This is a genomic window from Pseudomonas fitomaticsae (genome assembly GCF_021018765.1).
Lineage (GTDB): Bacteria > Pseudomonadota > Gammaproteobacteria > Pseudomonadales > Pseudomonadaceae > Aquipseudomonas > Aquipseudomonas fitomaticsae.
On the sequence record NZ_CP075567.1, the window covers coordinates 2,116,423 to 2,130,651 of the forward strand.

At 61.8% G+C, this 14,229-nt stretch carries 14 protein-coding genes; 10 read left to right on the forward strand and 4 right to left on the reverse strand.

Features of this window, described 5'->3' with window-relative positions:
- Nucleotides 1-3: 3 nt before the first annotated feature.
- From cobU to KJY40_RS09620, 8 genes are read left to right on the forward strand one after another with little or no spacing between them, the layout of a single operon-like run.
- Entirely contained in the window at nt 4-525 is a 522-nt protein-coding gene (gene cobU, locus KJY40_RS09590) for a bifunctional adenosylcobinamide kinase/adenosylcobinamide-phosphate guanylyltransferase (protein ID WP_230736379.1), read from the forward strand.
- Nucleotides 522-1,577, forward strand: coding sequence for a nicotinate-nucleotide--dimethylbenzimidazole phosphoribosyltransferase (cobT, locus tag KJY40_RS09595; RefSeq protein WP_230736381.1), 1,056 nt, complete (start codon nt 522-524; stop codon nt 1,575-1,577). Before cobU ends, cobT begins: the two co-directional genes overlap by 4 nt.
- Nucleotides 1,574-2,149: an alpha-ribazole phosphatase family protein gene (gene cobC / locus KJY40_RS09600; RefSeq protein WP_230736382.1), complete on the forward strand. Its 576-nt coding sequence runs from the start codon at nt 1,574-1,576 to the stop codon at nt 2,147-2,149. The genes cobT and cobC overlap by 4 nt, the downstream gene beginning before the upstream one ends.
- A gap of 1 nt (nt 2,150) precedes the next feature.
- Complete coding sequence (locus KJY40_RS09605) at nt 2,151-2,882, forward strand: adenosylcobinamide-GDP ribazoletransferase (protein WP_230736384.1); 732 nt, start codon at nt 2,151-2,153, stop codon at nt 2,880-2,882.
- A gap of 56 nt (nt 2,883-2,938) precedes the next feature.
- Complete coding sequence (locus KJY40_RS09610) at nt 2,939-3,343, forward strand: MarR family winged helix-turn-helix transcriptional regulator (RefSeq protein WP_007950413.1); 405 nt, start codon at nt 2,939-2,941, stop codon at nt 3,341-3,343.
- A 54-nt stretch (nt 3,344-3,397) separates the two neighbouring features.
- Entirely contained in the window at nt 3,398-4,606 is a 1,209-nt protein-coding gene (locus KJY40_RS09615; RefSeq protein WP_007950414.1) for an MFS transporter, read from the forward strand.
- The gene (locus KJY40_RS29600; protein ID WP_007950415.1) at nt 4,603-4,725 is read left to right on the forward strand and encodes a hypothetical protein; all 123 of its coding nucleotides are present in this window, start codon (nt 4,603-4,605) and stop codon (nt 4,723-4,725) included. The genes KJY40_RS09615 and KJY40_RS29600 overlap by 4 nt, the downstream gene beginning before the upstream one ends.
- A 55-nt stretch (nt 4,726-4,780) precedes the next feature.
- Complete coding sequence (locus tag KJY40_RS09620; RefSeq protein ID WP_127797348.1) at nt 4,781-5,341, forward strand: glutathione peroxidase; 561 nt, start codon at nt 4,781-4,783, stop codon at nt 5,339-5,341.
- Nucleotides 5,342-5,439: 98 nt separating this feature from the next.
- On the opposite strand, the gene KJY40_RS09625 is transcribed toward KJY40_RS09620, so the two are convergent.
- The 3 genes from KJY40_RS09625 to KJY40_RS09635 form a co-directional block, all read right to left on the reverse strand.
- Entirely contained in the window at nt 5,440-6,711 is a 1,272-nt protein-coding gene (locus KJY40_RS09625; protein ID WP_230736386.1) for an OmpP1/FadL family transporter, read from the reverse strand.
- A 146-nt stretch (nt 6,712-6,857) separates the two neighbouring features.
- Entirely contained in the window at nt 6,858-7,340 is a 483-nt protein-coding gene (locus KJY40_RS09630; protein WP_230736388.1) for a hypothetical protein, read from the reverse strand.
- 276 nt (nt 7,341-7,616) lie between these two features.
- Nucleotides 7,617-7,841: a hypothetical protein gene (locus KJY40_RS09635; protein WP_007950419.1), complete on the reverse strand. Its 225-nt coding sequence runs from the start codon at nt 7,839-7,841 to the stop codon at nt 7,617-7,619.
- A 953-nt stretch (nt 7,842-8,794) separates the two neighbouring features.
- Here KJY40_RS09635 and KJY40_RS09640 point away from each other — a divergent pair.
- The gene (locus KJY40_RS09640) at nt 8,795-9,118 is read left to right on the forward strand and encodes an SEL1-like repeat protein (protein ID WP_081493545.1); all 324 of its coding nucleotides are present in this window, start codon (nt 8,795-8,797) and stop codon (nt 9,116-9,118) included.
- Between the two features lie 175 nt (nt 9,119-9,293).
- The gene (gene rmuC, locus KJY40_RS09645) at nt 9,294-10,658 is read left to right on the forward strand and encodes a DNA recombination protein RmuC (RefSeq protein ID WP_230737670.1); all 1,365 of its coding nucleotides are present in this window, start codon (nt 9,294-9,296) and stop codon (nt 10,656-10,658) included.
- 9 nt (nt 10,659-10,667) lie between these two features.
- Here the strand turns inward: rmuC and KJY40_RS09650 are convergent, their stop codons facing one another.
- Complete coding sequence (locus KJY40_RS09650; protein WP_230736390.1) at nt 10,668-14,138, reverse strand: hybrid sensor histidine kinase/response regulator; 3,471 nt, start codon at nt 14,136-14,138, stop codon at nt 10,668-10,670.
- Nucleotides 14,139-14,229 lie beyond the last annotated feature (91 nt).

Sequence of the window (14,229 nt, forward strand, 5' to 3'; positions counted from 1 at the left end):
TCCATGCTCCAGTTGATCCTCGGCGGCGCACGCTCCGGTAAAAGTCGTCTGGCGGAAAAACTCGCCACCGACAGCGCGCTGGCCGTGACGTACATCGCCACCAGCCAGCCGCTGGATGGCGAGATGAATGAGCGCGTCGCCCATCATCGCGCCCGTCGTCCTGTTGAATGGGCGTTGATTGAAGAACCGCTGGAACTGGCCCGTGTACTGCGCGAAAACGCTGACCCCGAACGTTGCCTGCTGGTGGATTGCCTGACGCTGTGGCTGACCAACCTGCTGATGCTCGAAGACGCCGAACGCCTCGCCGCCGAGCGCGAGGCCCTGCTCGAATGCCTGGCGTCGCTGCCGGGTGAAATCATTTTTGTCAGCAACGAGACCGGAATGGGTGTCGTGCCGCTGGGCGAATTGACTCGCCGCTACGTCGATGAAGCCGGTTGGCTGCATCAAGCTCTGGCCGAGCGTTGTCAGCGAGTCGTCCTGACGGTCGCCGGCCTGCCCCTGACTCTGAAAGGACCTGCGTTATGACCCAAGCCTGGTGGCTGAACCCGTGCAAACCGGTGGATAGCGAAGCCGTTGAAAACGCGGCGGCGCGTCAGCAGCAATTGACCAAACCCGCCGGCTCCCTCGGGCAGCTCGAAGCGGTGGCGGTGCAACTGGCCGGATTGCAGGGCCAGATCAAGCCGAAGCTGGATCAGGTCTGGATCGCGATTTTTGCCGGTGACCACGGCGTTGTCGCCGAAGGGGTTTCCGCGTTTCCGCAAGAAGTCACCGGGCAGATGCTGCTGAACTTCGTCAGCGGCGGTGCGGCGATCAGCGTGCTGGCGCGGCAACTCGGCGCGCAGCTGGAAGTCGTGGATCTGGGCACCGTGACGCCGTCGCTGAACCTGCCGGGCGTGCGTCACCTGAACATCGGCCCGGGCACGGCGAATTTCGCCAAGGGCGCGGCGATGACTCGGGCCCAGGGCGAACTCGCCTTGCAGGGCGGTCGCGACAGCGTGCTGCGCGCGAAAGCGGCGGGTGCGCAATTGTTCATCGGCGGCGAAATGGGCATCGGCAACACAACGGCTGCCAGTGCGCTGGCGTGTGCGCTGCTCGATTGCCCGGTGGCGCATCTGACCGGTCCTGGCACCGGACTGAATGCCGAAGGCGTCAGCCACAAAGCGCAGGTGATCCAGCGGGCGCTGGCGCTGCACGCGGCACAACGCGGCGATGCGTTGCAGACGCTGTTCAATCTCGGCGGCTTCGAGATTGCGGCTTTGGTCGGCGCGTATCTGGCCTGTGCTCAGGAAGGTGTGGCGGTGTTGGTGGACGGTTTCATCTGCACGGTGGCGGCGCTGGTGGCGGTACGCCTGAATCCGGCCTGCCGTGAATGGCTGCTGTTCGGTCATCGCGGTGCCGAGCCGGGCCATCGCCATGTGCTGGAAACCCTCGGCGCTGAGCCGCTGCTGGAACTGGGCCTGCGTCTGGGCGAGGGCAGTGGCGCCGCGCTGGCGGTGCCGTTGTTGCGTCTGGCCTGCGACCTGCACGGGCAGATGGCGACCTTCGCCGAAGCGGCGGTGGCGGATCGTCCGGCATGACCTTGCGTCTGGATCTGCTGCGCCACGGTGAAACCGAACTCGGCGGCGGCCTGCGCGGCAGTCTCGACGATGCACTGACCGAAAAAGGCTGGGCGCAGATGCGCGAGGCGGTGAGCGGGCAGGGGCCGTGGGACCGGCTGGTCAGTTCGCCGTTGCAGCGTTGTGCGCGGTTTGCTGAAGCGTTGAGTGCGCAGCGGGATCTGCCGGTATCTCTGGAGAAGAATCTGCAGGAACTGCATTTCGGTGCCTGGGAAGGCCAGAGCGCTGCGGCGCTGATGGAAACCGATGCCGAAGCGCTTGGGCTGTTCTGGGCAGATCCGTATGGATTTACCCCGCCGCAGGGTGAGCCGGTCAGCGATTTTTCGGCACGGGTGCTGGCGGCGGTGATGCGACTGCAGGCGGCACACGCGGGTGAGCGGGTATTGCTGGTCAGTCATGGCGGCGTCATGCGTCTGTTGCTGGCGCGGGCCCGTGGTTTGCCCCGTGAGCAACTGCTCAATGTCGAAGTCGCTCACGGCGCGCTGTTTTCGCTGATCGTCGAGGCCGACGGTTCCCTCAAGGAAGTGGGCTGACATGCTGCCTCTGTGGATCGCCCTGCAATTTCTCAGCAGCCTGCCGATTCGTCTGCCGGGCATGCCGGCGCCTGAACAGCTCGGGCGCTCGCTGCTGTTTTATCCGCTGGTGGGCTTGCTGTTCGGCGTCATTCTCTGGGCGCTGAACATTGCGTTGGCCGGCGCGCCATTGCTGTTACATGCCGCGTTGTTGCTGACGGTGTGGGTGCTGCTCAGCGGCGCGTTGCACCTTGATGGCCTGGCGGACAGCGCTGATGCGTGGCTTGGCGGTTTCGGTGATCGTGAGCGTACGCTGACGATCATGAAGGATCCGCGCAGCGGACCGATCGCCGTCGTGACGCTGGTGTTGGTGTTGCTGCTCAAGTTCGCCGCGTTGCTGGCCTTGATCGAACAGCAGCAGGGTATGGCATTGATCATCGTGCCGCTGATCGGGCGAGCGGCGCTGCTCGCACTGTTCCTCACCACAACCTATGTCCGGGCCGGTGGATTGGGGCAGGCGCTGGCCGATCATCTGCCACGCAAGACGGGTTGGCAGGTGCTGGCGGTGAGTGCGGCGGCGTGTGTGGTGATCGCCGGATTCAACGCTGTCGTGGCGTTGCTGCTGGCGGTTGTCGTGTTCATCTGGCTACGACATCTGATGGTGCGGCGACTGGGCGGAACCACCGGTGATACGGCCGGTGCTTTGCTGGAATTGCTGGAGATGTCAGTGCTGGTCGGGCTGGCCTTGTTTTGATAAGTAACTTTGATCTGTAACTTGATTTAACACAGTCGCGGGTATATACACGCATCATGCTTCCTTCTCAGTGTTTGTGCACCAACCTGCGTCGCGCCGCGCGTGGCGTCAGCAGGCATTACGACGGCGCTCTCGACGGCTTCGGGATCAACGTTGCCCAGTATTCTTTGCTGTGCAACCTGCAGCGGCTGGATCAGCCGAGCATTTCCGAACTGGCCGAAGCGATGGGCCTGGATCGCAGCACCCTCGGGCGCAATCTGCGGGTGCTGGAAGGCGAGGGCCTGGTGGCGCTGGCCGAGGGCGAGGACATGCGCAACCGCATCGTCCGGCTCACCGAAACCGGTGCGCAACGCCTTGCAGCGGCCCTGCCGGCCTGGGAAGCGGCGCAGCAGCGGTTGATCGACCGACTGGGTGCCGAGAAGCGTGAAACCTTGCTGCGGCTGTTGGATGAACTGGCCTGAGGGCCGGTTTTTTCCGAATCTAAGCGGGTATATACCCGCGACTGGAGAATAACAATGAGTTCGATGTGGCGTACGTGCGGTTGGGTGTTGCTGGGGAGTGCGCTGATTCTGGCGTTGTCGTTGGGCGTGCGGCACGGTTTCGGGCTGTTTTTGTCGCCAATGAGCGCCCAGTTCGGCTGGGGCCGTGAGGTGTTCGCCTTCGCCATCGCCTTGCAGAATCTGATCTGGGGGCTGGCGCAGCCGTTTACCGGCGCACTGGCCGACCGCTTTGGCGCCGCAAAAGTCGTGCTGATCGGCGGCGTGCTCTACGCCTTGGGCCTGGTGTTCATGGGACTCTCGGAAACGGCGTTGGGCCTGTCCCTGAGTGCCGGTTTGCTGATCGGCATCGGTCTGTCCGGCACCTCGTTCTCGGTCATTCTTGGCGTGGTCGGCCGCGCCGTGCCACCGGAAAAACGCAGCATGGGCATGGGCATCGCCAGTGCTGCCGGGTCTTTCGGCCAGTTCGCCATGCTGCCGGGCACCCTCGGGCTGATTGGTTGGCTCGGATGGTCGGCGGCGTTGCTGGTGCTGGGTTTGCTGGTGGCGCTGATCGTGCCGCTGGTGAGCATGCTCAAGGACAAACCGCTGCCGGTGCTCGGGCATGAGCAAACCCTGTCCGAAGCCTTGCGCGAGGCCTGCTCGCATTCCGGTTTCTGGCTGCTGGCGTTCGGCTTCTTCGTCTGCGGATTTCAGGTGGTGTTCATTGGCGTGCACCTGCCGGCGTATCTGGTCGACCAGCACCTGCCGGCCAGCGTCGGCACCACGGTGCTGGCATTGATCGGTCTGTTCAACATCTTCGGCACTTACACCGCCGGCTGGCTCGGCGGGCGGATGTCCAAACCGCGTCTGCTGACCGGGTTGTACCTGTTGCGCGCCGTGGTGATCGTGCTGTTCCTGTGGCTGCCGGTGACGACGACTTCAGCCTATCTGTTCGGCATGGCCATGGGCTTCCTGTGGTTGTCGACGGTGCCGTTGACCAACGGTACGGTGGCGACCTTGTTTGGCGTGCGAAACCTGTCCATGCTCGGCGGTATCGTGTTCCTGTTCCATCAGTTGGGTTCGTTCCTCGGCGGCTGGCTGGGCGGGGTGGTGTATGACCGGACCGGGAGTTATGACTTGATCTGGCAAGTGGCGGTTCTCTTGAGCCTGCTGGCGGCCGCGCTGAACTGGCCGGTGCGCGAGCGTCCGGTCGAGCGCCTGCAACCGCGTGCGAGCGCTGCATGAACCGTTTCTGGCCGCAGATCGTCGTCACTGCGCTTGGGGCCGCGTTGCTGGCGCTGGTGTGGTGGGGCTGGCATCAGGGCGGACTGGCGCTGATGCAGTTGGGCATGGGTGCTTGCTAGACCGGCGGGAGGGCGAGTAACGTCGGGGTCTGACGATTGCTCAAGGATGCCCGACATGCTCAAGCGCTGGTGTGCTGTTCCCGCGTTGCTGATGGCGTTGACCGGACTGGCCCAGGCCGCAGACTGTCCGGATCTGTTGCAAGGTTCGTTGCCCAAGCTGCGGGCCAAGGAATCCATCGACCTGTGTCAGCGCTACGCCGACAAACCGCTGGTGGTGATCAACACGGCCAGCTTCTGTGGTTTCGCGCCGCAGTTCGAGGGGCTCGAAGCGCTCAATCAGCGCTACAAGGCCCAGGGCCTGGAAATGCTCGGCGTGCCGTCCAATGACTTCAAACAGGAGTCCAAGGACAGCGCCGAGACTGCCAAGGTCTGCTACGCCAACTACGGCGTGACGTTCACCATGACCGAGCCGCAGAAGGTCCGGGGTGACGATGCGACTCACTTGTTCCAGGTGCTGGCCAAGCAGAGCAGCGCACCGAAGTGGAATTTCTACAAATACGTCATCGACCGTCAGGGCAAGGTGATCGCCAACTTCTCCAGCCTGACCAAGCCGGATGATCCGGAATTTCTGGCGGCCATCGAGAAAGCCATTGCCTCCAAACCGCTGAAACCCTGATCGACGCCCATCAAAAAGCCCCGCCTCTGTGAAGAGAGCGGGGCTTTTTTAATGGGCGAGGCCTCAAATGGTAAAGCGCTCAGCTTCGCCGTACAGCATCAGAAGCGGTAGGTTGCGCCGACACCGAAGCCGTTTGCCGAGTTTTCATACTGGGAGTTGTAGGTCTGGCCACGATCGTTTTCGTTGCGGATGTTGACCTTCTCTTCCTTCAGGTACGAGTAGGCAACGTCGATGGTCAGGTCTTCGGTCGGGCTCCAGCCGGCACCGATACTGAAGATGGTCCGGTCGCCGGTCGGGATGCGTGGCGAGCGGTCGACGTTGTTGGTCGGCGCCTGATCGAAGGTCAGGCCGGTGCGCAGTACCCATTCCTTGTTCAGCTGGTAGGAGGTGCCGACGGCCCAGGCCCAGGTGTCATGCCAGTTCTGTTCTTCGGTGATCTCGCCGAACTGGCCAGCCAGGAACGGCTGAACACCGGAGTTCTTGACGGTGATCTTTTCCAGCTGGCTCCAACGGGTCCAGGTGGTACCGGCATAGACGTTCCACTGGTCGTTGATCGCTTGAGTGACCGAGAGGTCCACGGACTCAGGCGTGGTGATCTTCAGCGAAGCGTCGTACTTCTGGTTCGCGCCCAGACCGATTGCACCCAGCACACCGTAGTTGACCTTGGTGTTGCCTTCGAGCTTGTAGTCGACTTTCGAGTGATAGGTCAGACCCACGCGAGTGCTGTCGGTAGCCTGTACCAGCACGCCGATGTTGTAGCCCAGTGCGGTGTCGTCACCCTTGATCTTGACCTTGCCATCCGGCGCAGCCTGAGTGATCGACAGATTGGATTCCAACGCACCGTCGATGCGGTTGATGGTCGGGCCGAAACCGATCGACACGACGTCGTTGAACTTGTAGCTCACGGTCGGCTGGAAGGTAATGACCTGTACTTCGGACTTGCTGCCGAAGTAGCGACCGGCGAAGCCGTTTTCATAATCGGTAATCAGGCCGAAGGGAACGTACACACCCAGACCGAATGCCCAATGCTCGTCGATCGGCTTGACGTAGTAGCCCATAGGTACGGAGGTGAAGGGCACCATATCGCCTTTGTTGCTGCCGCCGTTCGGGCTGGAGCTGCCATCGCTGATATCGGTTTTTGCGTCGAGGAATGCAACACCGCCAGTGACTTGTTCGCGCGTGATGCGCGACATGCCGGCAGGGTTGCCGTAAACAGTGCTTGCGTCGTCGGCAGAAGAAGATCGCCCGGCGTACCCAGTCCCCATCCCGCTGATGCTGTGTTCGTTGATGGCAAAGCCAGCTGCGAAGATCTGGGTGGATGCCACGGTTACGGCAAGGCTAAGGGTGGTTTTGAGCATGACTTTTTTCATTATTAGAACTCCTGGTGATCACCGGGGCGAAAATTACCAACATTTTCGTCCCGGCGCTATAGCCTGTATGCCTTGAGTTAGAGCGGTTTTGTAGGACAATCCGACCAGATTCGCCACCCGTTGGGCGATGTTGTGAAACCGGTGGGTCAGCAAGCGACCTGATTCAGTGGTGAAACACAGGCCTGCCAGGCGCAGGTAAAATCGCGCAGACGACCTTGAGGCTGGAAGGTCTGGCGCCAGATGCGCGCCATGCCCAGCAGGTCGTCCGGCTCGGGGAGGGTGGGGTTTTGCTCTTCTACCAGCAACCAGGCGATGGCTGTGGCGTAACGCAGGTTGACGGTCAGTTCGAGGTGCGGGCCGCTGAGGAAAGCATGCTGGCTGGCGAGGCCGCGAACCAGGCTGGCGCGTTCCGGATCCAGCGCCAGGTAATGATCCCAGAGCGCCTGGTGACGGTGTTCGGCAATCCGGTACAGGCCGTGGCCACGGCGGTCATGCAGGGCGGAACCGAGGGCAGACTGGCTGGCGGCAATGCCCAGCAACAGGGATTCGGCAGTTGCGCAGTGGCGTCCCAGGTAGATCAGCGTAGGACGGATCACATAGCGGCACAGTTCGCTGGCAGCGATACCCATAAAACCCTCGGATCTTGTTATCGGGCGGCGAGACCTGAATGGGAGCTTGGCAGCTGTGGATCGACTCAGGCTCGCCGGAAGCGGATCACGCCGCTTGAGTTGAAGTGTAGTGTCATATTCGCGACGTAAAGGCCTGTTTTTAAAATATTTCCGGCGAGGCGTTATAACCGTTATATCGGTTGGTGCTTAAGCGGAAAGTGGCAAAAGTGAAACATCGGGCAATAAAAAGCCCCGCATTTTCAGCGGGGCTTTTGCTTTTGCAGCCATTTCGGCCTCTCAGGCGATCAATGCCTGACGGGTGCGATCAATCACGGCCTGCAGCGGTTCGGCGCTGGAGTATTGATCGGGGTACAGACGCTCGCTGTGGCGGGCGATCCCGTGTTCATTGACCACGGTGAAGCTGAAGCAGCCTTTGCGAGCGGCCATGATCAGGCAGTTCATTGGAGCAAAAGCGTTGGTTAGGGTGCGAATGGCATCCTGAGTCTGGATTTGAGTCGACATAGTTATTAGGTGTTCCTACAAATGACACGGATAAGAACCGTGCAACGTTAAAACGTTCCAGTAACGCCAACCACCTTTGGTCGAACGAAGAACCCGACTGGAACAAGGCAGCCAGTTCGAGCGCTATAAAAGTTGGCGCGCTTGGGCTGGCAGGTAGGTACTTAGGAGGACAGGCAACACATCGAGGGCAGAGGTTCTGGGCCCGGGGTGAAGATCCTGATCAATTTGCAGGTTGGTTCGGTCAGAGTAAGTGGTCTTCGCGACACCCTTTGCATTCGATTCAAAGGCTGTGTCGTCGCAAGATTTACCTGGAAACCATCGAGGGGTCGGTCCCGCTTTTGTCGGTGGAGGCTTCTGTGAGAGAAGGCTGACCGTGGGGTGTGTTCGACCGGAATTGACTTTCAGCTTGGTACTAACGCCGCGGATACTAACGGAACGATCCCCGGAAGGCAAACCCGCTGATCAAAAAAATTCCGGAGGCATTGCCCAGGCCCCCGAGACTGCCCCGATCTGGCTCACATCATGACCGTCGGTCGCCACGACATGACCGGCGCTGAAGCTCGGCGCAGGGGCTTATCCCCAGCCCGAATGCCAAAACGACCCGAAAAGGCGCATCGATATAACCGCGTAACAGGTACTTGTGCACATTAGTTGCGCAGACTGTAACGGCGCTGTCACAACGATCCTGACCCCGATGGCTGCCTGCATCGAAAGTTTAAGTCAATGAAAAACATCGCTTTTTTTAACTGGTGAAAAAATCGTCAGTTTGACTGCGAGCCCCATTCCACAAGGCTTTGCGGCGACTGGAGGACGGTTGTCCACTGAGTTATCCACAGCTTCTGTGGATTGTCCCAAGCGCTTGCTCTAGCACGGGCGTGCCGGGTTTTTTCGACTTTACCTGTGCGAAAAAAAGAGTAGAGTGGCGCGCCTTCCGATCTGTCCCACAGTGCTTTATGAAGTTTCGTTCAGCTCCAGAATCTGTTACCTCCCAACCCCCTCGTGTTACCGCCCCCAAGCGATTTTCCGTGCGCGTGGCCGAATGGCTGCTCGACAGCCCGCGCCTGGGCGACAGCCAGAATGCCAAGCACCTCGCCGGCCGCCTGCTCAAGCAACCGGCCCGGGAAGGGGTGGTCGCGGCGCAGAGTCGCCTTGGCCAGTTGATGTGCCGCGAGTGCGGCAATGCCCGGGATCGCCGGATCGGCCAGGACCTGCTGCGCCAGGCCGCCCGCGCCGGTGACCGACGCGCGCAACAGGAACTCGGCCTGATCGAAGACTGAGCTGTCCAAGACCTGGCGCCTTGGTTAACCTTCAGGCTTTATCGGATCGACGGGAATCACTATGGCGATGGACTTGACCAGCATCCTGCTGGGGCTGGCAGGCGCAGCCGTGCCGCTGCTGGCACTGGCCTGGCAGCTGCAACGCCGGGCCAGTCAGAACCAGTCTGAAGTTGCGCTGCTCGAAGAGCGGCTGGCCATGGCACAAATGGCCCAGGACGGCCTCACTGCACAACTTGAAGCCTGCCGCGATGAAATCGCCGACCTCGGCCAGGCCAACGCCTCCAGACAAGCGGATCTCGCGGCCGTGCGCCGGGAGGTCGAGCTGTTGCAGATCGAGCGCGATGACGCCCGTGACGCCGCCCACGCCTGGAACCTCGAACGCGCCAACAAGGAAGCCGAATTACGGCGCCTGGACGCCCAGGCGGCTTCGCTGAATGCCGAATTGCGCGAGCAACAGGAAAGTCATCAACAACGCCTGGATGACCTGCAAGGTTCCCGCGACGAGCTGCGCGCCCAGTTCGCCGAACTGGCCGGCAAGATCTTCGATGAGCGCGAACAACGCTTCGCCGAAACCAGCCAGCAACGCCTCGGCCAATTGCTCGACCCGCTTAAGGAGCGCATCCAGTCATTCGAAAAACGCGTCGAGGAAAGCTATCAGGCCGAAGCCCGCGAGCGCTTCTCGCTGGCCAAGGAGCTGGAGCGCTTGCAGCAACTGAACCTGCGCCTCAGCGACGAAGCGACCAACCTGACCCGCGCCCTCAAGGGCCAGAAAACCCAGGGCAACTGGGGTGAGCTGATTCTCGAGCGCGTGCTTGAGCACGCCGGGCTGGAAAAGGGCCGCGAGTATCAGACTCAGGTCAATCTCAAGGGGCCGGACGGCGAGCGTTTCCAGCCGGACGTGATCATTTATCTGCCGGGCGACAAGCAAGTGGTGGTCGACTCCAAGGTCAGCCTTACTGCGTATCAGCAGTACGTCGCGGCGGACGACGATGCCATCGGCCAGATCGCCATGAAGCAGCATGTGCTGTCCTTGCGCAGCCACGTCAAAGGCCTGGCCGGCAAGGATTACAAGCGTCTGGAAGGCTTGCACAGCCTCGATTTCGTCTTGCTGTTCGTGCCCATCGAAGCGGCGTTTTCCGCCGCGTTGCAGGCCGAGCCGACGCTGTTCCAGGAAGCCTTCGACCGCAACATCGTGATCGTCAGCCCGACCACGCTGCTGGCCACTTTGCGAGTCATCGACAGCCTGTGGAAGCAGGAGCGCCAGAGCCAGAACGCCCGGGAAATCGCCGAGCGCGCCGGTTGGCTGTACGACAAGTTCGTGTTGTTCATTCAAGATCTGGACGAAGTCGGCAATCGCTTGCAGCAACTGGACAAAGCCTACAGTGCAGCGCGCAACAAGCTGACAGAAGGGCGCGGCAACCTGGTCAGCCGCAGCGAACAGCTCAAGTTGCTCGGTGCGCGAGCCAGCAAAAGCCTGCCGGCGGATCTGCTGGAACGCGCAATGACCGATGCCGACGGCTTGGTCGAACTGCCTGAATAAGCCGCTCTGCTAGAGCGGCAAATAGCGACTCAACAACGCCCGCAACGCCGCCGGTTTTACCGGTTTGGCCAGATAATCCAGTCCCGCCGCGTGCACCTGCGCCACGGTTTCCGGATGCCCGTCGGCACTGATCACCACGCCCGGCACCGGCTCGCCCAGTCTTGTGCGCAACCAGGCCATCAGATCGGTGCCGGTTTCGCCGTGATCCAGGTGGTAGTCGACCAATGCCAATTGTGGGCGCACGCCGTCGTCGAGCAGCGCCGCGCATTCTTCGCGGTTGCGCGCGGTCCACACCTGACAGCCCCAGCGCGTGAGCAAACTGTTCATGCCGATCAGAATGCTGTCTTCGTTATCGATGCACAGCACCTGCGCGCCGCTGTGCAACTTGCCATTGATTTCCACCGCCGCTGGCGGCTGTACGGTCTGCGCTTTGGCCAACGGCACGCGGACACTGAACACGCTGCCGCGCCCCGGCCATGAGCGCACGCGCAAGGTATGGCCGAGCACGCGGCACAGGCCATCGGCGATCGCCAGACCCAGGCCCAGACCTTTTTCGGCGCGGGTCTGGTGACTGTCGAGGCGTTTGAATTCCTCGAAAATCACTTGCTGTTTGTCCTCCGGAATCCCCGGTCCGCGATCCCACACTTCCAGACAGATTTCGCCTTTGCGCCGACGCACGCCCAGCAGCACCGGGCCTTTTGCGTAGCGGAAAGCGTTGGTGAGGAAGTTCTGCAGAATCCGCCGCAGCAACTTGATGTCGCTGTCGATGCGCAATTGACTGCCTCGTACGCGGAAACTCAGGCCCTGTTCCTGGGCCAGCGCCTTGAACTCCGCGCCGAGAATATCGAACAGCTCATTGACCGCGAACGGCTTGCGATCCGGGTTGATCTTGCCGTTTTCCAGGCGGGAAATATCCAACAGGTCGCTTATCAGGTCTTCGGCCGAACGCAGCGAACTGTCCAGATGCTGCACCAGTTTTTGCGCTTCGCCGCTAAGGCCGTCGTCCTGATGGGAGAGGGCGGCGGAGAACAGGCGCGCCGCGTTCAACGGCTGCATCAGGTCGTGGCTGACCGCTGCGAGGAAGCGGGTCTTGGACTGGTTGGCCGCTTCGGCATTGCCCTTGGCTTCGGTCAGCGCGACGTTGAGTTGCGACAGTTCCTGAGTCCGTTCGCTGACCCGTTGCTCCAGCCCTTCGTTGGCCTCGGTCAAAGCCTGCTCGGCTTCGCGGAACGCGGTGATGTCGGTGAAACTCATGACGAAACCGCCGCCGGGCATCGGGTTGCCGATCAGCTCGATCACCCGGCCGTTGGGGAACAGCCGCTCGGAGGTGTGGGCGCGACCCTGACGCATCCAGTGCAGGCGCCGGGCGACGTGAACTTCCGCTTCACCGGGGCCGCACAAACCACGTTCGGCGTTGTGGCGAATGATGTCGGCAATCGGTCGGCCAACGCTGATCAAGCCGTCCGGGTAGTTGAACAGCTCTAGGTAGCGACGGTTCCAGGCCACCAGTCGCAGCGATTGGTCGACCACGCTGATGCCTTGGGTGATGTTCTCGATGGCGCCTTGCAGCAGCGCGCGGTTGAACTGCAGCACCTCCGAGGCTTCGTCGGCGATCCGGACCACGTCCTCCAGCTGCATTTCCCGCCCTTCGATGGCGGCTTTTACTACAGCACGCGTCGAAGAGGCGCCGAGGACACCTGCCAGCAACCGTTCGGTGTGGGCGATCCATTCGCCGTCGGCGTTCTGGTTCGGGTTGAAGCCTTTGCCCTGGCGATAGGCGAAGCGAATGAAACTCTGCCGCGCGCGCTCTTCACCGACAAAGCGTGCCGCCAGTTGCAGCAGGTCGTCGATCTGCACCGCCAGCATCGAGCGTGCGCTGGGCCGTGCACTGATTTCCTGACCGATGAAGCGTCCGGCCTGCCAGTGCTCCGACACCCGTGTACGCGACAGCACAGAGACCCAGGCAAACAACGTGAAGTTGCCCGCCAGCGACAGCACCACGCCTTGGGTCAGCGGGGTGATCGGCAGGTTCAGCGGATTGCTGTGCAGCCAGGCGAGGCCGGGGAAACTGTCCAGCGACCAACCGAGACTGCGCGCAGCGATCGGCAGGATCAAGGTGTAGAACCACAGGAATGTGCCGGCGGCGAGGCCGGCGAACACGCCGCGGCGGTTGGCCTGTTTCCAGTACAGCGCGCCGAGCATCGCCGGGGCCAGTTGAGTGACTGCCGCGAAAGCGATCTGGCCGATGGTTGCCAGGCTCGCGGTCGAGCCGAGCAAACGATAGCTGACGTAAGCCAGCAACAAAATCACCACGATGCTGACCCGACGCACCGAGAGCATCCACTGGCGGAACACTTCGAACGGGCGCTCGGCATTGTTGCGGCGCAGCAGCCATGGCAACAGCATGTCGTTGGAGACCATGGTCGACAGCGCCACACTCGCCACGATCACCATGCCGGTGGCCGCCGATGCACCGCCGATAAACGCCAGCATCGCCAGCGCCGGGTGGGCCTGGGCCAATGGCAGGCTGATAACGAAAGAGTCGGGGATGACCGAGCTGGGCAACATCATCTGACCGGCCAGGGCGATCGGGACTACAAACAATGCCGCCAGCGCGAGGTAGGCCGGGAACACCCATTTGGCCAGGCGCAGATCCTGCGGGTCGATGTTCTCGACCACCGTCACGTGGAACTGCCGGGGCAGGCAGATGATCGCCATCATCGCCACGCCAGTCTGCACGATCATCGACGGCCAGTTGATGGTTTCTTTCCAGTATTCCTCAAGGCGCGGGGCGAGCATTGCCTGATTGAACAGGTCGTCGAAACCGTCATACAGCCCGTAGGTGACGAAGGCGCCGACGGCGAGAAAGGCGAACAGTTTGACCAGCGATTCGAAGGCAATCGCCAACACCATGCCCCGGTGGTGCTCGGTGGCATCGAGGTTGCGCGTACCGAAAACGATGGTGAACAGCGCCAGCACCAGCGACACGATCAGCGCCGTGTCCTGGGCGCGGGTGCCCATGGCGTCGGCGCCGGCACCAATCAGCAGGTTCACGCCGAGGACGATGCCTTTGAGTTGCAAGGCGATATAGGGCAGGACGCCGACCAGACAGATCAGCGCGACGACCACCGCCAGCGATTGGGATTTACCGTAACGGGCGGCGATGAAGTCGGCGATGGAGGTGATGTTCTCCTGTTTGCTGATCATCACCATTTTCTGCAGCACCCACGGTGCACCGAGCAGCAGCAGGATCGGCCCGAGGTAGATCGGCAGGAACGACCACAGTTGTTCGGCGGCCTGGCCGACCGCGCCGAAGAACGTCCAGCTGGTGCAGTAGACCGCCAGCGACAGGCTGTACACCCAGGCACGCACCCGTGGCGGCAGTGGTGTGCTGCGACGGTCGCCGTAGAAGGCGATGGCGAACATGATGGCCATATAGGCCAGGGCGACGGCGGCGATCAGCCCGGTGGACAACGACATGGAACACTCCCGACAGAAAACGACCGGACTCGCGCCCGGTCAGACAGTCTCGCACGGGCGCGGCGGTTAGTCAGTGTCGACCAAGGTCGTG